Genomic DNA, 18051 nt, shown 5'->3' on the forward strand with positions numbered 1-18051 from the left:
TTAATTCGGGGAATCGAGCGCCGCCGCGCGGCAGTAGATAAGGCAAAACAGAAGGAAAAAGCATGAGCCAGAAGCACCATATCCATCAGATGCAACAGCGTATTGACCCGGAAGTTTTGAAGAAAGCTTCTGATGAGTATTCCGATCTTCTCATCACAATGTGCCTGTGCATGAAACTGGCGGGCCCGACGCGCGCAAATGTTACAGCATGCGCCAGGGCGCTTAAAACCCGCCTTACAACGTGGCACAGCCAGAAAGAGCTGGACGCCATTATCAAAGCGTGGGACCCGGTAGGCTACTTCCTGGGCTTGCGTCGTGAAGCAAACGAGGCTGCGGCCAGCTATGGGGAACCGGCGGACACGTTCATCTGACAAGTTGACAGGCCGATAGCATCAACTTACTGTATATGTATACAGTTATTTTTTTGTGATGGGCATGAGCAAGGATTCCGATTACCTGGTTATTTACCGCGGCGAGGAGCATCAAAGGATCACGCCGGGCCGATGGGTACTAATTCAGCGGGCTCGGGAGTACGGCGGCGGGTGGTGGCTTGGACGGGCATATGATGATGTGTTTATGCTTGAGTTTGAGCGCCCAAGCTCAATGTCTGACGGGATCTCCTACATCATTTCCCACGGGCGGATGCAAAACTACCCGCAGTGGGATGACGATTTTCAGCTCACGCCATGATTTATCTTTTCCGAAACAGTGATCTGCACAGGGAAGTTTCTGTAACCGGGGAGTATTATCGGCAGGTCATTGGACTAAAAGGAGAGCTATATGCAAAGTGAAGGCAAAAATATCATGGATGAAGTAAACGGCTTGACTAAACAGTTGCTGGAAGAGGTTATCAACGGAGATCCTCGAAAAACGGGGATAAATCCCGACAAGGCCAGAGAAAATCTCCAAAAGCTTGAAAAGATGATTGAAAAGAAAAAATGAAAATAAACCCGCTTCGGCGGGTTATTTTTCTTCCATCCACTTCTCAAATCGCGCCGGGGAGAACGGCACCAGATCGTAATGCGCCCCCGCTTTCCAAGCGTCCAGCATATCAGCCCACTGTTGAAGCATATACTCTCGCTGGCGCGCATACTCCGCCTTGTTGTAAACCGCCCTCACCCCGCGCTGCTCATGAGCCAGCGCCTTTTCTATCCAGTCGGATGGGTATCCGGCTTCGTGCAGCAGCGTGCTTCCTGTGCGGCGCAGATCGTGCACTGTGAAAGGAGAAATATCTTCGCCTGCTTCCTTTGCCCGGTTAACAATATTTGGAAGCATTACGTTTAGCGCAGATGGCGACAGTGTCCGGTCAAGGCTGTAGCGTCCAGGCAAAAGCAACTCACTCCCGCAGCTGTGCAACTTCATCTCCTCTATAAGAGAAACCGCCTGGCTGGAAAGATAAATCACGTGAGGGCGTGCTCCTTTCATTCTGGCCGCCGGGATTGTCCATGTTCTGGCTCTCACATTAACCTCACCCCACCGTGCAAGAAGAGCCTCGCTTTTCCGCACCAGCGTCAGAGCTATAAGACGAATAGCCAGCTTCATGGTTGCCATCGCGGTTGCTCTGTCAAGTTCGCGCAGAAATATCCCCATTTCCTGAGGCGATAAGCTGCGCTCGCGCGGCCTGAATGTCGCCAGCGATTTTGACTTTATGTCCTGAGCAGGGTTAATAAATCCATGCCCGCGATCGTTGGCAAATCGATATACACTATTAACGAGTTCCAGGGCCTGAATAGCGGTAGCATTTCCGCCGCGCGCAAGAATGCGGTCGCACATTGACCTGACCATTGATGGCGTTATTTCGGCCATAATTTTGCGACCAATAACCGGTACGATATCCCGATTGATAATCGCCTCTTTCATTGCTCTGGTGCTATCGGCCAGCGTCACGTGCCGCATATATTTTTCGATGAATGATGAAAATGTTTCAGCTTCTTTTACCAGCCGTTTACTGTCTCGTTTTTGAGAGGCTGGCGATATTCCGGCGCTAACCATTTTTTTAGCAGCTATAAGTTCATCACGCGCCTGAGCCAGTGATATACCGTCTGGCCCATATTTGCCGATAGTGAGGGTTTCACGGCGCCCGTTGATTCGGTAATCGTACCGGAAGGAGATGACGCCGGTTTTGGTGACGGCGACGTAAAGGCCGTCGCGATCGGCAACTTTGTAAAGCGCGTCGCGAGGCTTAAGGTTTTTGAGTTTGGTATCTGTGAGCACAGTATCCCTGCCATGATGACGGTATCGGAGAGAACCAGAGGGTATACCCTAAAGGTAATACCGGCAACAGTACCGTCAGAAATAACCGGGTAGCATAAATAGATATTGGGAGGTAATGAGAGATTGAGGCAGGTATGACAACGGCTTGCGGAGTAAAGTTAATAGATCCTGTGAGATTATGAAAGGCAGTTACCCATCGAGTCGTAGTTATTCAGGTTAAAGCCCGGCGCGACCCAGCGCATGACCGGTTTACCGGTGGCTGACGTGGTTTTCTCCAGCCCCGAATAGTCTTTCAGGAAGCCGGAATATTGTTCAGGTTTGGTAGTGCTGGAGGAACAGCCGGCCAGCAGCAATAGCGCCGCCACGCCGGAAGCTTTAAATACCGATGAGCTGTGCATAGAAGGTTACCTGTGATTGGGGGAGCACAGAATTTATAGCAAACGGGCGCACAAAAAGAGTCATAAAAACGACGACATGACAGGAAAAAGCGATCCGGGACATAAAATCGGATTAGAACAATAAATAAAGCTGATGTTAATTATGAAAATATATAAAAAACTTTATGGCATTAATCCGGAGCCGCGTTATGGGCGGCTCCGTAAAAGACAGTCACATTAACGTTTTTTCGCGAGCATGGTCGCAAAACGTAAACTAATGCGGTTGCCGCTGGCGTCGGTTTTATGGAGCTGACCGACATCTTCATTGTATTTAATCAGATCCCAGCCCTCATAATAGCGGCGCAGTTCCCCTTCACGGAACGCAAACGGAAACCCAACGGTGCACGGGTAATCGTCGGTATCCATCGCCGCGACAATCAGGTTATACCCGCCAGGCGTGGTGCAGCGCTGCATATTATCGATAAGCCCGGGAATAGTGTCGCGCTCAAGAAACATCATCACCACGGTGGAGAGAATAAAGTCATATTCCCCGTCAAAGCGCAGCGTATTTAAATCCTTGACCGCGATATGCAGGTTACTGAGCCCTTCCGCCGCCGCGATGCGCTCAAGGTTCGCGATACTCGCCGGGTTTTTATCCCACGCGGTGACGTCAAACCCACGGGCGGCGAGATACAGGCTGTTGCGCCCGTTGCCGCAGCCGAGATCCAGCGCGCGGCCCGGCTCGACATAATTAACGGCGTTTAACACGTCAGAGTGCGTGGCCGTCAGGCCATATTTTTCAGTGAAGTAATTTTCATCGCGAATGTTCATCGTGGTTCCTTAAAAGGCGTCTGCCGGTGCCGCCAGGCGGCGAGCAGCAAAGATATATTCTGCATGCATTTTATAAAACTTCCCTCGCGAACGCTATCACCTTCCCGGCGCGTAAAAATTTGCTACGGTTAATTTATCGTCTCTGACAAGGAAACCCTGATGAATAAATACCAGCTCAGCGAAGCTACGCGCGTCTTTCGCTACACCCGCCACGGCGAGCCATGCACCGTGACGCTGCGCCAGCTTATCGCGCTGCGCGATTTCGCCGACGTGAGCGCCGGAACGCCGGGCGGCTGGGTGGAGAGCGAGGAAAACCTCAGCCAGCAGGGCGCGTGCTGGGTGTATGACCACAACAGCGTGGTGTTCGCTGGCGCGAAAATTCGCGGCAACGCGCGCGTCAGCCAGACCTGCGAGATTCATCATGACGCGGTGATCAGCGACGATGCCTGGATTGACGTCGCGGAAATCAGCGACGGCGCGCACGTCAGCGGCCGCGCGATGGTGCAGTGCTCGGTGGTGCGCGGCGAATGCCATCTGTTCGGCGACGCGCGGGTGATGCAAAACAGCCTGGTGGTCGGCGCGAAAGGCTTAACGGCGGACAGCGACAGCGCGCTGCATATTTACGGCAGCGCCACGGTCAGCGCCTCGCGGGTGGTGCATCAGGCCCAGATTTACGGCCACGCGCTGGTGACGCACGCGTTTATCGAACATCGCGCCGAAGTGTTTGGACATGCGATCCTCGAAGGCAACGAAGAGAACGACGTCTGGGTGTGCGACTGCGCGAAAATCCACGGCAACGCCCGGCTGGTGGCGGGCGTTGAGGAGAATGCCTCGCCGACGGTGCGCTACAGTTCGGAGGTCTCCGGCCACGCGGTTATTGAGGGCAACTGCCTGCTGGGGCATCACGTGCGCGTGGGTGAACACGCAGTAATCACTGGCGGCCCGGTACGGCTCGATAACCATGTGACGGTCGCAGGGCGCGCGCGGATAAGCGGCGACGTCATCCTTGAAGACAGCGTGACGGTGACCGATGACGTCATCATCGACGCGCCGCCCGGCGAAACCATCCGGTTGTGCGGCTTTAAGACGCTGGGCGGTGACGAACACATTCAGCGCACGCCCCTTCCGGGCCTCGTTTAAGCATCCGCGTCGATAATGCGCCCGTAGATATGCTGGTCGTGGAACTGGCCGTTCAGGTATTCGGCCTCTTTTAACCGGCCTTCCAGCGTAAAGCCGTTGCGCTGCGCCACCCGGTTGCTCGCCTCGTTGGTGACGATGCATTTAATGACAAAACGCCGCACCTCGCCGGTCTGCGCGTAGTGCGCCATCATCGTTTGCAGCGCGCCGGAGATAATCCCCTGGCCCTGGTGCTGCTCATCCAGCCAGTAGCCGATATACCCCGTTTTGTTGGTCGGCTCAATCTGGTTAAACGACAGCACGCCCACCATTTCGCCATCCAGCAAAATCATAAACATTTTCGCGTAGCCGCGATGGTGCAACATCACGTTGCCCTGAATGGTTTGGCGCGTATCTTCGATTTTGTTGACGTACTGCGGCCAGTTCATCGCTTTTTGCAGCCAGTCTTTATTGCGCTGCACCAGTGAAAACAGCGGCCCGGCAAACCGTTCATGAACAGAATGCAGCTCAAGATTGTCGTTAACGATAAGCCTCTCGTCCTGAAAGGCAGCGCTGGTGGCGTTTTGCACGTGAGTCTCCTTCTGGTGTGTAAGTCTCTACAGGTATCACAGCGGGGCGCGTAAAAACACTGCCGGAATCGGCGGGGTTGTGCGCAAACACCAGCGTATCTCTCGTCTTTTGCGCATCGCGCCCATAAAAAAGCCCCGTCGAAACGGGGCTTGCGGAGAATAGCTTAGCGCATCTGCCGATCGTCGACATATTTGCGTTTATCCGGCGCGGGCGGGAAATATTGCCACAGCCAGGTTTCGCTGATGGCCTCGCCCTGACAGCGCAGGAACATGCGCATCTCGACCGGGTCTACGGAGTCGGACGTCGGATACCAGTCGAACTGGATGCGATAGCCGTCAAACGGCTCGACGTAGAGGATCTCTACCTGTTTCGCCTCGCCGCTGGAGAGCGTAATTACGGGCTCGATGCCGCGCGGCGCGGCGCCTTTAAGATCGCCGCCTACGAAATCCACGGCGACGCGGCGCGACCACTGCGCCGGGAAGTTCTCGCCCGGCGCCCAGCCTTCCGGGAAACTGCCCATCCCGGTGCGGGTGGCGTAAACGCGCGCCAGCGGCGTGCGTACCGGCGCGTCGGCGCTCCAGTAGAGACGATACTGGAAGTTAAGCTTATCCCCGGCGCGGATCGGTTTTTCCGGCTGCCAGAAGCAGACGATGTTATCCAGCGTTTCCCCGGTGGTCGGGATTTCCATCAGCGAGACGGTGCCTTTCCCCCAGCGGTTGCGCGGCTCCACCCACAGGCTCGGGCGCTTGTTATACCAGCCCATGACGTCCTGGTAGCTCTCGAATTTATGGTCGGTCTGCAACAGGCCAAACCCTTTCGGGTTTTCATCCGCGAACGCATTAAATTGCAGGCGCTGCGGGTTATTGAGCGGGCGGCATACCCACTCGCCGTTGCCGCGCCACATCGCCAGGCGGTCGGAGTCGTGGATTTGCGGGTGAATGGTGTCGCACATGCGGCGTTCGTTGTTGCCGCAGCTGAACATACTGGTCATCGGCGCGATGCCGAGCTGTTTGATATCTTTGCGCGCGAACAGGAAGTTTTCCACTTCCATGATCACCTGGCTCGATTCGCAGTGAATGATGAACTTATACGCGCCGGTCACGCTCGGGCTGTCCAGCAGCGCGTAAGCGATAAACGTGGTGTCCTGCGCTTTCGGGGTTTCAAACCAGAAGGCGGTGAAATCCGGGAACTCTTCCGGCGTATCGGTAAACGTATCGACCGCCAGCCCGCGGGCCGACAGCCCGTACTGGAAGGTGCTGTCTACCGCGCGGAAATAGCTCGCGCCGAGGAAGGAGACGATATCGCGACGCGCCAGCTCCGGCGCTTTGAACGCGCGAAAACCGGCGAAGCCGAGATCGGTCTGCCCTTCCAGCTGGCGGGTATCGACGCCCGCGTCATGGTAGTTAAAGAGCTCAGGGCGGAAATGCACTTCGCGGGCCTGGCGGGTCGCCGAATCGAGCGAGAACATCCGCACCCGGCGGCGAAAGCCCATGCCGACGTGGAAAAACTGCACATCGAGCTGGCGGCCCTCGATGTTATTCCACAGGGAATGTCCGGCGTCATACTGGATGCTGTTATAGGCCTGCGGGGTGAGCTTTGCGAGCGTATCGGGCAGCGGTCGCGGCGCGCCGCCCCACGGTTTTTGCGAGAGCTCGGCGGCCATAGCCTGTAACACGCTGAAATCAAAGGCGCGCGTCTGGCCGTCCGCGATATCGGACTCCTGCGCCCAGGCGTTGCGGGAGAAAAGCGTGGCGAGACCTGGAGTGCCGCATGCCGCGGCGAGGGCCAACGAGGCCTTGATAAAACGTCTGCGGTTCATGCCTGAAAACCGTCCTTTTTTGTCGAGGTATTTCGCAAGGCCGAAGCCTGGCGGCGGCAAATGTTACAAGCAATATGACCGCTCACTCTAGACAAAATTCAGGATGAAGCCAACAGGCGGCGGAAAAATTAAATAATTTCTTATTTTTCAAGTCAATAGATGACTAAAGATGGGTAAATTTATGTCAGGCGCGGTGGCGCGGGTGGCCGTAAAATCAACAGGTTACTTTATGCGCACCGGGTAAAGCCGCGCAGCGTAGCGGGTTTCAGAGGGATTCGCGAGAACCATCACAAAAAACGATGACGGCCCATCTTGCCAGCCGCACCGGGACAGGATAGTTTCTGGCATCGCAGAGACTGGCGGCGTCACGCCGTTCAGGCCCCTGTATATGCCTATATTCCTCCCTGTGGGAGGGGCCGACAACAGCACGATACAAAACCGTCGGTCGACACCCAAATTTTAATGATGATAGCTCATGGTGGCCCGGCTTCGCCGGGTTCTTTTCAGGAAACGCCACCATCACCCCACGCCGCCGCGCGGGGTTTTGTTTTTGACGCGCTTAGTCCAGCGTCACGTGATAGCGCATTACCCGCTTAAAAAGCGCCAGCCGCGCGCGCATAAAGCGGTTTTCCAGCCGCCACCCCGCTTTTTTGTTAAGCCCTATACGCAGCAGGCGGTCGCGTCCGCGTACGCAGGCGAGCCAGCGCACCGGGCCGTCAAGCGCCTGACTTTGCGCGCTGGCGTGTTTTGCAAAGCTGACCCAGTAGTCCGCCACCTGCCCGGCGAAGGCGTGATCCGCCGCCGTGGCGTAGTCTTTCAGCGGCTCGACCTGCCCCAGATTATCAAACACGTAAGGCACTTCATTGCCGTGCCAGGCGCCATTGGCGAACGTCTCCCGTTCGCCTTCAGCCACGTAATCAAACCAGTAACGCCAGCACGGCACGCCGCGTCGGCTTTGCGCCTGCATCACCACAAAGCCGAGCGTGGTAAACGCCATATCGCGGCAGACCTGGCGCCCCAGCTCCCGGTCGCCGCGCACGCCAGGGTACAACAGCCGGATAAGCCCGAGCCCGAAACGCCGTTCACGGCGCAGCTTGCGGATCTGCTCTTCCAGATTAACGCCGAAATACGCCAGCACGCTGGCTTCGTCGCTGTTACTGCCGACCATCACCGGCATCGGATGCTGGCGCGCGGCGAAAAAGGTCTCCAGCATCGGCTCCGGCAGCACAATATCGCCCGCAATCGGCGCAGGTCCGGTGACATAAGGCGTGGTGAGCTGCCAGAAGGTATCGGCGGGCAGCGCGCGCAGTTCGGCGGCGGTAGGCGCTTTAAGGCCTAAGTGACGGGTGAGCGCCGCGCCATTAAGCAGCGCTTTGCGGCGCGGGATATCGGGCAGCGTGTAGCCGCTCTGGATAATCGCTTTATGGAACAGCCCTTTTGCGAGCGGTGAGGCCATCAGCGACAGCACGCTGCGCGCCCCGGCGGATTCGCCAAATAGCGTGACGTTGTCACGATCGCCACCAAAGGCGGCAATATTGTCTTGCACCCAGCGCAGCGCGGCGATTTGATCGAGCAGCGCAAAGTTATAAACCGGCCCGGCGGCGTCTTCGTCTTCCAGCGCCGGATGGGCGAAAAAACCAAGATGCCCGAGCCGGTAGTTCACCGTCACCACCACCACGCCGCGACGCGCCAGCGCCTGGCCGTCATAGGGCGGCAGGCTGCCCGCGCCAAGCGTGAAGCCGCCGCCATGCAGCCAGACCATTACCGGCAGCGGCGTATCGCGCGCCACCGGCGCCCAGACGTTGAGATAAAGACAATCTTCGCTGAACGCGCCCGGATCGCCTCCGGCAAGCTCGCGGCAAAAGCCGGCGTTCTGCCAGCTGGCGGCGGAAAAGGCAGTCGCGTCGCGCACGCCCTGCCAGGCAGCCAGCGGCTGCGGCGCGCGCCAGCGACGCTCGTCGACCGGCGGCGCGGCATACGGGATGCCCCGCCACACGGCGATATCATTTTCTGTACACCCACGCACGTCGCCGTGCGTGGTGGTGGCTATCGGCATTTCCAGGTTGCACATACCTCTTCCTTTTTTAAACGGCAATCCTGGGAGCGTAGCCGTTTCAGAGCAGACCGCAACGTCGTTTGCTGCGATCTTCCGCCTCCTGATAGAGCGTGAACTCATCCAGCACCGGGCAACCGAGCGCCGCTTCAAAGGTATCGCGGCTGGCGTTGCCGTGGCGACGGGCCCGCGCGTCCTCGCCGAGATTGGACTGAAAAATCCCCGCCGCGCTGACCGGCAGAAAATCTTCATAGATAATCGGCTGCGCCACCAGCCAGCCGCGCTCAATGAGCGTCTGCGGATCGTCGCCGGGACGAATAGCCTGACGGTGCGTTTCGCCGACCGGCGTCAGACGGTAGCGGAAATAGGCCAGGCCCTGGCGGCGCAGCAGCGTATCGCTGTCCGGGAAGCGGCTGAACGCCTCCTGTAATTTCAGTTGATGCGTCAGGTTATCCTTGCCGCTCCCCGCCGTCGCCAGCAGTTCGTCGTAGAGCGCGCGACCTTTGGGCGTCAGCGCCATGCCGCGCTGTTCGATTTCACCGAAGCGCGCGGTGTGGGTGCCGGGGCTGTCGCCGCCAAAGCGAATCGGCTCCTCCAGCGCTTTAAAGCTGGTCTGGCGCAGCAGAATGGGAAATTCACGGCGCGGCGGCCCTTCGATAACGGCTTTCGGCTCAATGCCATATTCCGGCATCAGCGACTGCACGCGGTCGATATCCAGCGTGCGGGGCGTCAGGTGGTTGATGTGGCAGCCGCGAAAGCACACCACATCGGCAATCAGCCGGTGCTCGTCATGGAGCGCCTGATAGGTGGCGGCATCCACCGTCGCATGGCTGTGCCAGCGGAACGTTTCCAGCGCCTCGCGCACGAACTCCTCGGCCTGATCGGCGTTAAACGCGCCCTGCTCGTCGTAAATGTTCAGCAGCTCATAGCAGCGACGCGTAAAGATATCGCGTCGGGAGAGCACCGTGGCGGCGCGCTTGCGCAGCTTTTCGTCTTCGATAAGCTCAAGGCGCAGCAGCGAAGTAAAAATGCGAAACGGGTTACGTGCCAGCGCCACGTCGTCCACCGGGCGAAACGCCGTCGAGTGCACCGGCACGCCAGCCTGGGAGAGATCGTAATAGCTGACCGGGTGCATCCCCATAATGGCGAAAATCCGTCGAAGCGTCGCCAGCTCGCTGGCGGTGCCGACGCGAATCGCCCCGTGGCGCTCGACGTTAAGCCGCGCCAGCTCATCGGCGTTGGCAAGCTGCTCATGCAGTTGCGGGTGGCTTTCCAGTACGCCCAGGTTCACGTCGGCCACCAGTTCCAGCAATGTGCCGTACTGCGGCACTTCTTCCTGGTACATGGCCGACATGGCCTGCGAAAAATGTTCCCGAATCTCATCTGCCGTGATGCTGTTCGCCATGGTGTCGTGCCTCCAGTGAATATTGCTGAGATTGTAGAGAATCGCGGCACTATCAGCGGTGAAGAATTTACAATTTGTGATCCAAAACGTAACAAGCCATCCGGCGCCGCACGTCCGGCAAAACGCAGGGCAAAACAACCGGGAACCGCGCGTTTACTCCGGCCCCCGCCAGCCGTCTGGTTTACACCCTGTCACAGGAAAATCGTCTGGCCGATCCGCACGTTAAAATATTCGCAGTCCGCCGGAAGATGATGTTGCATATTTATCTGTTTTGTTAATATTATTTTGCTAGCAAGTTATCAAAATTAAACAAGTTATCTTGTCACGGCTCCCGCTCTGTTTTTAACATCAGCTATGGAAAAAAACGGTTTGTTCTCCCAGCGCATTCGCTTGCGCCATTTGCACACGTTCGTCGCCGTCGCTCAGCAGGGCACTCTCGGGCGCGCGGCGGAAACCCTTAATCTCAGCCAGCCTGCGCTCTCCAAAACGCTCAACGAGCTGGAGCAGCTCACCGGCGCGCGGCTGTTTGAACGCGGCCGCCTCGGCGCTCAGCTCACACTGCTTGGCGAGCAGTTTCTCACCCACGCGGTGAACGTGCTCGACGCGCTCAATCACGCCGGCCAGGCGCTGAACCGCAAGCCGGAAGAAGGCTGCGATGTCGTGCGTATCGGCGCGCTGCCCACGGCCGCGCTCGGCGTACTGCCTGCGGTCATTGGCCCTTTTCACAAGCAGCAAAGCGATATCACGCTGCAGGTGGCCATCATGAATAACACCATGCTGCTGGCGGGCCTGAAATCGGGCGAGCTGGATCTCGGCGTGGGCCGGATGTCCGATCCGGAGCTGATGAACGGGCTGAATTACGAACTGCTGTTTATGGAATCCCTGAAGCTGGTGGTGCGCCCCGGGCACCCGCTGTTGCAGGATAATGTCACCCTGAGCCGCGTCATGGAGTGGCCGGTGGTGGTATCGCCCAAAGGCACGGTGCCGCGCGATAACGCCGAAACGCTGCTGGCAAGCCAGGGGTGCCAGCTTCCCGCCACCTGTATTGAGACGCTCTCGGCGTCGCTCTCGCGCCAGTTAACGGTCGACTATAACTATGTCTGGTTTGTGCCCTCGGGCGCGGTTAAAGAAGATTTACGCCAGGGAACGCTGACGGCGCTGCCCATCGCTATCCCTGGCCCCGGCGAGCCTATCGGCATTCTGACCCGCGTCGACGCCCCGCTCTCACAGGGCGCGCGGGCGCTGCTGTCGTCGCTTCGCAAATCGATGCTCAACTGAGTGGAAAGCGCGTCGCGGCATTAGTTAGCGTGAAAAGTAATAAGCCTCCAGGCTTGCCATCCGGCGCGTGATATCGTTTAAATGACAGATACGCCTTCATCCTGACGGGAGTTCTGTTATGTCAACGCTGTTAGAACCGGTAAACATTGGCGCGCTGGAGTTAAAAAATCGCGTCGTGATGGCGCCGCTCACGCGCATGCGCGCGGTGGACGAGCGCACGCCGGGCGAAATAGTCAAAACGTACTACACGCAGCGCGCCAGCGCCGGGCTTATCTTCACCGAAGCCACCTCCGTAACGCCGCAGGGCGTCGGCTACCCGAATACGCCGGGGATCTGGTCGGAAAAACAGGTCGGCGCCTGGCGCGAGATCGTTGATGCGGTGCATCAGGCGGGCGGAAGAATGGTGCTGCAACTCTGGCACGTGGGCCGCGTCTCCGACCCGGTCTTTCTGAACGGCGAGAAGCCGGTCGCGCCGAGCGCTATCGCCCCGGAAGGCCACGTGACGACGGTGCGCCCGAAACGCCCTTATGGCACTCCGCGCGCGCTCGAAACTCATGAGATCCTGGGCATCGTGGAAGATTTCCGCCGCGCGGCGATTAACGCCAAACGCGCGGGCTTCGACGCCGTGGAGATCCACGCCGCGAACGGCTATCTGTTTGATCAGTTCCTGCATGACGGCTCCAACCAGCGCACCGATCAATACGGCGGCAGCATTGAGAACCGCGCGCGCTTCCTGCTGGAAACGGTGGACGCGCTGCTGACCGAGTGGCCTGCCGACCGCGTCGGGGTGCACCTCAACCTGATGTCTAACTCCTACTCGATGCACGACTCCAACCCAGTGGCGATGTTCGGCTACGTGCTGGAGCAGTTAAACCTGCGTCGCCTGGCGTTTATTTTCTCGCGTGAAGCGCTGGATACGCCCAACCGCGTCGGGCCGCAGATCCGCCATAAATTCACCGGCGCGTGGATTGCCAACGAAGGGCTGACCAAAGAGAGCGCCGAGGCCGTGATTGCCAGCGGCGAAGCGGACGCGGCGGCGTTCGGCAAGCTCTATATCGCGAACCCCGATCTGGTGGAGCGTTTTCGCAGAAACGGGCCTTACAACCCGCTGAATGACGCAACCATCTACGCCGAAGGCGCGACCGGTTATACCGACTATCCGTTCCTCGACGATAGCGCGCAGTAACAAACACGCCAGCACCAGGGCGCTGCGGCGCCCTTTTCTGTTGTTATGCCATAAAAAAACCCCCGGCAAGCCGGGGGTTGGGCGTGTCGCGCTTTGAGGGTAAAGCGCGGGTAAGCGGGGGGTTACGCCGCTTTGGATGCTTTCGCGTTGACCGCGGTTTCTGCGATAGTGGTCAGCTTGCCGTCGGTGGATTTCTCCTCCTCAAGCGTGGCTGCCAGCAGTTTCTTCGCGTCTTTGTAGCCTAACTGTTCTGCCAGGGTGCAGAGCGTGCCGTAAGCGGCGATTTCATAGTGCTCCACTTTCTGTGCGGCGGCGATAAGGCCAGCGTCGCGTACCGGGCCTTGCTCGATTTCGTCAATCACTTCCTGGCCTTCTTCAATCAGCCCTTCCATCGCCACGCATTTGATGCGGCGCAGTTTAAGCTCAGGCACGCTTTCCACCACCTGGTCGATGCGTTCAATCTGGCCCCGGGTTTCCTCGAGGTGAGCGCGGAATGCCGCGGCCAGCTTTTCATCGGAAGCGGCACGTGCAAGCTTCGGCAGAGCGCGGGTCAGCTGTTTCTCTGCGCTATAGGTGTCTGAAAGTAAATGTACAAAAAGATCCTGAGCGGTTTTGATCTGCATCTCTTGCCTCCATAAGGGTTGTCAAAAGTAAAGCCCTTTAAGTCTGGACAAGGAATGCGGAAATAAGCCAGGCGGCAAACGCGAAAAGTGATACAGCATAATCCGAAAACGATGCGCCAAAAAAAAGCCGCTCACGGGAGCGGCAAAGGTCGGGCTAAGAGTAGAGCGAGGGGCAGGCTGCGCTGCCCTTGATAGATCAGAAGGTTTCCCAGTGGTCGCTCTGTGCCAGCGCCGCGCGCGGCACGACGGGCGCCAGCGGCTGCGCGGCAGGCGGTTGCGGCTCGTTTTTACGCGCTGCGGAGGCGGCGCTTAAGCGGAAGGTGCCAACCGCCTGCGTCAGGCGGCCCGCCTGCTCTTCGAGCGAGACCGCCGCTGAGGACGCTTCTTCCACCAGCGAGGCGTTCTGCTGCGTCACGTTGTCCATTTCCGCGATGGCCTGCGCCACCTGCTCAATGCCCTGACGCTGTTCGTCAGACGCCGCCGCGATCTCCAGCATGATATCGGTCAGGCGTTTCACCGCCTCGACGATGCCTTTCATGGTATCGCCAGCATTGACGACTTCGCTGGAGCCGCGATCGATAAGCGCCACCGATTCGCTGATAAGCCCTTCAATCTCTTTCGCCGCCTGGGCGCTGCGGCTGGCGAGCGTGCGCACTTCGCTGGCGACGACCGCGAAGCCGCGGCCCTGTTCGCCTGCGCGAGCCGCTTCCACCGCGGCGTTAAGCGCGAGGATGTTGGTCTGGAAGGCGATGCTGTTAATCACCGCCGTGATTTCAGAGATTTTCTTCGAGCTGCTGGAGATGTTGCCCATTGTGGTCACCACGCCGGAGACAATCTGCCCGCCGGTGGTGGCTTTACCGGAAGCGTCCTGCGCCAGTTTGCTGGCGTGGTGGGCGTTGTCGGCGTTCTGTTTCACGGTGGCGGTCAGCTGTTCCATGCTGGCGGCGGTCTGCTCCAGCGCCGCGGCCTGCTGCTCGGTGCGCGAAGAGAGATCGGTGTTGCCTGCGGAGATTTCGCTGGTGCCCTGGTAGATAGCCTGCGCGCCTTCGCGCACGGCGCTGACGGTTTTCACCAGCGACCGCTGCATCATTTGCAGATGCTGGCTCAGGCGGCCGATTTCGCTGCGCCCTGTCGCCTCTTCCGGCAGTGTCAGATCGCCGCTGGCGATAGTTTCAATGCGCGTCGCCGCATGTTGCAGCGGAACGATAACCACGCGACGGAGCACCACGAAGGTCAGGAGCGTCATAACCAGCGCGACCGCGAACGCGGCGACCATCACCATCAGGCTGAAGTGAGTGCGGGTGCTGGCGTCGCTACGCAGTTGCTCAACACGCTCGGTGCGGCTCGCCAGCGCTTTCGCCAGTACCTGGTTGTAGTCGTCGTCAAGCTTGCGGGCCGTTTCGTTTTCATGCTCGATAATCGCTTCGAACATGCCGTTTTTGGCATATTTCAGCATCGGCGTCAGGCCGCTGATATAGGCGTCGTAACGGGCTTTGAGCTCGCTGTCGAGCGCCGCTTCTGAATCCGCATGCGACTCGCGATCCACATACTGTTTAAAACCGACATTGGCCTGCGCTATCGCTTTTTCCGCATCGGCGATGTTGCGCTTCATCGCGTCCATCTCCGCGACGCGGCTGGCCGCGCCTGCGTGGATCATATTGATACGCGCCGTGCGAAGCTGGTTGGCGCTATCCGCAAGCCCACTGCGGATCTGTATCTCTTGCGTTACGTTGTTAAGCGCGCTGTCGCCCTGCATAAGGAAGTATCCTGCCAGCCCGCCGCAAAGCGCGAACAACACCAGAATCCCTCCCAGGATGACGGAGAACAGCGGGACAAGCCGAATGTGATGCCAGAAGCTTAGCGCCCCGGAATCACGGGTTGTTGTTTTTTTCATGGCCACGATTTCCCTTTGGGTAAGATGCAAAAATAGTCTTGCCTTTAGGACATCGGCAGATTTGCGTAAACGCTTACCCTTAAAAGCGATACCTGGCTCACAGATTCGAAAAGAGGGGCTAAAGTCGGGGAAAGTGAAGGTGCCAGCAGCAGATAAGCCGCTGGCAGATAAGGTTATTTGTCGCCGAAATGGATAACGGTGCGGATCGATTTGCCTTCGTGCATCAGGTCAAACGCCTCGTTAATCTGCTCAAGCGGCAGGCGGTGCGTGATGAAAGGATCGAGGCGAATCTTGCCCGCCATCGCGTCTTCCACCATGCCCGGCAACTGGGTGCGCCCTTTCACGCCGCCGAACGCCGACCCGCGCCAGACGCGGCCTGTCACCAGCTGGAACGGACGCGTTTTGATCTCCTGGCCTGCGCCCGCCACGCCGATGATAACGCTTTCACCCCAGCCTTTATGGCAGCATTCCAGCGCCGCGCGCATCACGTTCACGTTGCCGATGCACTCGAAGCTGAAATCGACGCCGCCGTCGGTCATCTCAACGATAACGTCCTGAATCGGCTTGTCGTAATCTTTCGGGTTAACGAAATCGGTCGCGCCCATTTCACCCGCCAGCTTGAATTTTTCCGGGTTGGTGTCGACCGCCAGAATGCGTCCGGCTTTCGCCTGGACCGCGCCCTGAATGACCGCGAGGCCAATACCACCGAGGCCGAACACGGCAACGGTGTCGCCCTCTTTCACTTTGGCGGTGTTATGCACCGCGCCGATGCCGGTGGTGACGCCGCAGCCCAGCAGACAGACTTTATCGAGCGGCGCCTGCGGGTTCACTTTCGCCAGCGAAATTTCCGCGCAAACGGTGTATTCGCTGAACGTGCTGGTGCCCATGTAGTGATAAACCGGCTCGCCGTTGTAAGAGAAACGGGTGGTGCCGTCCGGCATCAGGCCTTTGCCCTGGGTGGCGCGCACGGCCTGGCAGAGGTTGGTTTTGCCGGATTTACAGAATTTGCACTCGCCGCACTCAGCGGTATAGAGCGGGATCACATGGTCGCCCGGCTTCAGGCTGGTGACGCCCTCGCCCACTTCCACGACCACGCCGCCGCCTTCATGGCCGAGCACCGCAGGGAATACGCCTTCCGGATCGTCGCCGGAGAGCGTGAACGCATCGGTGTGGCACACGCCGGTGTGGGTGATTTTGACCAGCACTTCGCCCTTTTTCGGCGGCGCGACGTCAATCTCTACGATTTCCAGCGGTTTGCCTGGGCCAAATGCGACTGCTGCACGTGATTTCATAATGTCCTTCCGTTGTAGTGAGTCGTCATAGTTATTTTAGATAAGCGCGCAAAAGCTGACCGATTTCCGTCATCCGTTGCGCGCGCTGCTCCGGCGTGGTGTCGCCGCTGACCAGCTCATCTTTCAAGTGAATTTCCACCATTTCGCCCATCAGGCCGTTGGCGGCGCCGCGTACGGCGGCGATTTGCTGGAGAATATGGAGACAGGGTTCGCCCGCCTCCAGCGCGCGCTCCAGCGCCTCCGTCTGGCCGCGAATGCGACGCACGCGGGTCAGAATGCGCTTTTTGTCCTCAGGAGAATGCGGCATGGTTTTGGCCTCATAGATACTATAGGGGGGTATGGTATAGAAACGTGTACGCCTCTGCAAACGGCATTTGCAGGCGGTATGTTTTTGCTGACAGATAACCTGAGCCAAACATATGCCCTGGCAGATAATTGAGCAGACGAATGAATACAATTAACATCATTCAACCCATTGATTTTAAGAAGAATAAGGCACAATAAATCAAAACAAAACATGGTATAAGCGCCATTTTATTGGCCCTTCTTAGCATTCTTAAACGCCGTGTAAACCACCTTCACATCCCACAAACCGCAGGAGCATTCATGAAGTCATTTTTCGTAGCGGTAGCCTGGCTGCTGACAGTCATACTCATGACGAAAAGCCTTTATGTGCTCATACCGCCCGCGGCGCAGTACGCTTTTGCAGAGCGCATGGGCTACTTTGGTGACGAAAGCGTCATGGACATTATCCTCTACGCCTTTACTGGCATTGCGGTGCTAACCAGTTCGTTGCTGTTTTTCTTTCTGTTACGTCTTCTCCGGAACGGATAAATCACGCCCGACACGGTCTCCTCCTGCACAGTTCACAACAACATTTTTCATTCACCAGTTGTATATATAGCCCTCACCTAAACCACCAGCATGATATATCTCAATGCGGTGCGCTTTGCAGAGTGTCATAACTGCCGCCCTGTAAAGGACAGGACTGGTATGAAAACGTTATTGTTAGTGGTTTTACTCGCGCTCTTCCCCCCCTTCGCTTTTGCCCTCGATGTTAACAACAGTGTGCTGATGCTGCGCTGCCCCGACAGAGAGACGATTGAAGTGATACTGCACCGCTATGAACACACGCAGGAGGCCTGGGGCCGGGATCATTTTGAAACCGGCGGCGGCCGCGCGCAGCGGGGAAGTTTAGTGGTTTTTCCGTTCGCAAATCTGGATCGGATGGTGTACGACCAGATGACGCAGTCGTTCGGTTTCTGGTATCAACGCGAAGCCAGGTTCGTCCACTGCCACCTTCTGAGCCTGCGCAATGCCTGGCCGGTGGATCTGCCGGTATTTCGGGAATAAAACCGGCCGAAGCGCTGGA

The 18051-nt window shown here is 58.0% G+C and carries 17 protein-coding genes and 1 pseudogene; 7 read left to right on the forward strand and 11 right to left on the reverse strand.

Annotated features, from left to right (window positions below; translation table 11 throughout):
* Positions 1-62: 62 nt before the first annotated feature.
* On the forward strand, positions 63-371 hold the full coding sequence (locus tag AACV31_RS11150) for a DUF7740 domain-containing protein (protein ID WP_165154166.1): 309 nt from the start codon (positions 63-65) through the stop codon (positions 369-371).
* 409 nt (positions 372-780) lie between these two features.
* Positions 781-942 carry a hypothetical protein gene (locus AACV31_RS11155; RefSeq protein ID WP_165154168.1) on the forward strand — a complete coding sequence of 54 codons (162 nt, stop codon included), beginning with the start codon at positions 781-783 and terminating at the stop codon, positions 940-942.
* Between the two features lie 21 nt (positions 943-963).
* Here AACV31_RS11155 and AACV31_RS11160 read toward each other — a convergent pair whose 3' ends face one another.
* The 3 genes and pseudogenes from AACV31_RS11160 to tehB form a co-directional block, all read right to left on the reverse strand.
* The gene (locus AACV31_RS11160) at positions 964-2214 is read right to left on the reverse strand and encodes a tyrosine-type recombinase/integrase (protein ID WP_165154169.1); all 1251 of its coding nucleotides are present in this window, start codon (positions 2212-2214) and stop codon (positions 964-966) included.
* Between the two features lie 194 nt (positions 2215-2408).
* Positions 2409-2612 (reverse strand): annotated as a pseudogene (locus AACV31_RS11165) (DUF3313 family protein); the annotation flags it as partial.
* Between the two features lie 216 nt (positions 2613-2828).
* Entirely contained in the window at positions 2829-3422 is a 594-nt protein-coding gene (gene tehB / locus AACV31_RS11170; RefSeq protein ID WP_105539340.1) for a tellurite resistance methyltransferase TehB, read from the reverse strand.
* 159 nt (positions 3423-3581) lie between these two features.
* On the opposite strand from tehB, the gene ydcK reads away from it, so the two are divergent.
* A complete protein-coding gene (gene ydcK / locus AACV31_RS11175) occupies positions 3582-4562 on the forward strand; it encodes a YdcK family protein (protein WP_165154170.1) in 981 nt (326 codons plus the stop codon).
* Here ydcK and rimL read toward each other — a convergent pair.
* From rimL to hglS, 4 genes are all read right to left on the reverse strand, one after another.
* A complete protein-coding gene (gene rimL / locus AACV31_RS11180; protein ID WP_165154171.1) occupies positions 4559-5128 on the reverse strand; it encodes a 50S ribosomal protein L7/L12-serine acetyltransferase in 570 nt (189 codons plus the stop codon). The genes ydcK and rimL overlap by 4 nt on opposite strands.
* Positions 5129-5292: 164 nt before the next feature.
* On the reverse strand, positions 5293-6948 hold the full coding sequence (locus tag AACV31_RS11185) for a glucan biosynthesis protein D (RefSeq protein ID WP_165154173.1): 1656 nt from the start codon (positions 6946-6948) through the stop codon (positions 5293-5295).
* Positions 6949-7507: 559 nt separating this feature from the next.
* Positions 7508-9019 carry a carboxylesterase/lipase family protein gene (locus AACV31_RS11190; protein WP_165154175.1) on the reverse strand — a complete coding sequence of 504 codons (1512 nt, stop codon included), beginning with the start codon at positions 9017-9019 and terminating at the stop codon, positions 7508-7510.
* Positions 9020-9062: 43 nt separating this feature from the next.
* Complete coding sequence (gene hglS / locus AACV31_RS11195; RefSeq protein WP_041923591.1) at positions 9063-10406, reverse strand: 2-oxoadipate dioxygenase/decarboxylase HglS; 1344 nt, start codon at positions 10404-10406, stop codon at positions 9063-9065.
* A gap of 354 nt (positions 10407-10760) precedes the next feature.
* On the opposite strand from hglS, the gene AACV31_RS11200 reads away from it, so the two are divergent.
* On the forward strand, positions 10761-11684 hold the full coding sequence (locus AACV31_RS11200; RefSeq protein WP_007761614.1) for a LysR substrate-binding domain-containing protein: 924 nt from the start codon (positions 10761-10763) through the stop codon (positions 11682-11684).
* 118 nt (positions 11685-11802) lie between these two features.
* Positions 11803-12870, forward strand: a complete 1068-nt coding sequence (locus AACV31_RS11205; RefSeq protein WP_165154177.1) for an alkene reductase — start codon at positions 11803-11805, stop codon at positions 12868-12870.
* Between the two features lie 122 nt (positions 12871-12992).
* Here AACV31_RS11205 and AACV31_RS11210 read toward each other — a convergent pair whose 3' ends face one another.
* The 4 genes from AACV31_RS11210 to AACV31_RS11225 all read right to left on the reverse strand — a co-directional run bounded on the left by AACV31_RS11210 (position 12993) and on the right by AACV31_RS11225 (position 16986).
* The gene (locus AACV31_RS11210; protein WP_007761620.1) at positions 12993-13493 is read right to left on the reverse strand and encodes a YciE/YciF ferroxidase family protein; all 501 of its coding nucleotides are present in this window, start codon (positions 13491-13493) and stop codon (positions 12993-12995) included.
* A 196-nt stretch (positions 13494-13689) separates the two neighbouring features.
* A complete protein-coding gene (locus AACV31_RS11215; protein WP_165154179.1) occupies positions 13690-15387 on the reverse strand; it encodes a methyl-accepting chemotaxis protein in 1698 nt (565 codons plus the stop codon).
* A 173-nt stretch (positions 15388-15560) separates the two neighbouring features.
* Entirely contained in the window at positions 15561-16679 is a 1119-nt protein-coding gene (locus AACV31_RS11220) for an S-(hydroxymethyl)glutathione dehydrogenase/class III alcohol dehydrogenase (protein WP_015741362.1), read from the reverse strand.
* Between the two features lie 31 nt (positions 16680-16710).
* A complete protein-coding gene (locus AACV31_RS11225; RefSeq protein WP_165154181.1) occupies positions 16711-16986 on the reverse strand; it encodes a metal/formaldehyde-sensitive transcriptional repressor in 276 nt (91 codons plus the stop codon).
* Between the two features lie 299 nt (positions 16987-17285).
* Between AACV31_RS11225 and AACV31_RS11230 the strand changes: the two genes are divergently transcribed.
* Complete coding sequence (locus AACV31_RS11230; RefSeq protein ID WP_165154183.1) at positions 17286-17513, forward strand: hypothetical protein; 228 nt, start codon at positions 17286-17288, stop codon at positions 17511-17513.
* A gap of 159 nt (positions 17514-17672) precedes the next feature.
* Complete coding sequence (locus tag AACV31_RS11235) at positions 17673-18032, forward strand: hypothetical protein (RefSeq protein WP_165154185.1); 360 nt, start codon at positions 17673-17675, stop codon at positions 18030-18032.
* Positions 18033-18051 lie beyond the last annotated feature (19 nt).

The organism is Cronobacter sp. EKM101R, from assembly GCF_963888145.1.
Taxonomy (GTDB): Bacteria; Pseudomonadota; Gammaproteobacteria; order Enterobacterales; family Enterobacteriaceae; genus Cronobacter; species Cronobacter turicensis.

Excerpts from the sequence above, each read along its gene's own strand:
- AACV31_RS11150 (WP_165154166.1), top strand. The coding sequence starts at position 63 with ATGAGCCAGAAGCACCATATCCATCAGATGCAACAGCGTATTGACCCG.
- AACV31_RS11155 (WP_165154168.1), top strand. The coding sequence starts at position 781 with ATGCAAAGTGAAGGCAAAAATATCATGGATGAAGTAAACGGCTTGACT.
- tehB (WP_105539340.1), bottom strand. The coding sequence starts at position 3,422 with ATGAACATTCGCGATGAAAATTACTTCACTGAAAAATATGGCCTGACG.
- ydcK (WP_165154170.1), top strand. The coding sequence starts at position 3,582 with ATGAATAAATACCAGCTCAGCGAAGCTACGCGCGTCTTTCGCTACACC.
- AACV31_RS11185 (WP_165154173.1), bottom strand. The coding sequence starts at position 6,948 with ATGAACCGCAGACGTTTTATCAAGGCCTCGTTGGCCCTCGCCGCGGCA.
- AACV31_RS11190 (WP_165154175.1), bottom strand. The coding sequence starts at position 9,019 with ATGTGCAACCTGGAAATGCCGATAGCCACCACCACGCACGGCGACGTG.
- hglS (WP_041923591.1), bottom strand. The coding sequence starts at position 10,406 with ATGGCGAACAGCATCACGGCAGATGAGATTCGGGAACATTTTTCGCAG.
- AACV31_RS11200 (WP_007761614.1), top strand. The coding sequence starts at position 10,761 with ATGGAAAAAAACGGTTTGTTCTCCCAGCGCATTCGCTTGCGCCATTTG.
- AACV31_RS11205 (WP_165154177.1), top strand. The coding sequence starts at position 11,803 with ATGTCAACGCTGTTAGAACCGGTAAACATTGGCGCGCTGGAGTTAAAA.
- AACV31_RS11210 (WP_007761620.1), bottom strand. The coding sequence starts at position 13,493 with ATGCAGATCAAAACCGCTCAGGATCTTTTTGTACATTTACTTTCAGAC.
- AACV31_RS11215 (WP_165154179.1), bottom strand. The coding sequence starts at position 15,387 with ATGAAAAAAACAACAACCCGTGATTCCGGGGCGCTAAGCTTCTGGCAT.
- AACV31_RS11220 (WP_015741362.1), bottom strand. The coding sequence starts at position 16,679 with ATGAAATCACGTGCAGCAGTCGCATTTGGCCCAGGCAAACCGCTGGAA.
- AACV31_RS11225 (WP_165154181.1), bottom strand. The coding sequence starts at position 16,986 with ATGCCGCATTCTCCTGAGGACAAAAAGCGCATTCTGACCCGCGTGCGT.
- AACV31_RS11230 (WP_165154183.1), top strand. The coding sequence starts at position 17,286 with ATGAAGTCATTTTTCGTAGCGGTAGCCTGGCTGCTGACAGTCATACTC.
- AACV31_RS11235 (WP_165154185.1), top strand. The coding sequence starts at position 17,673 with ATGAAAACGTTATTGTTAGTGGTTTTACTCGCGCTCTTCCCCCCCTTC.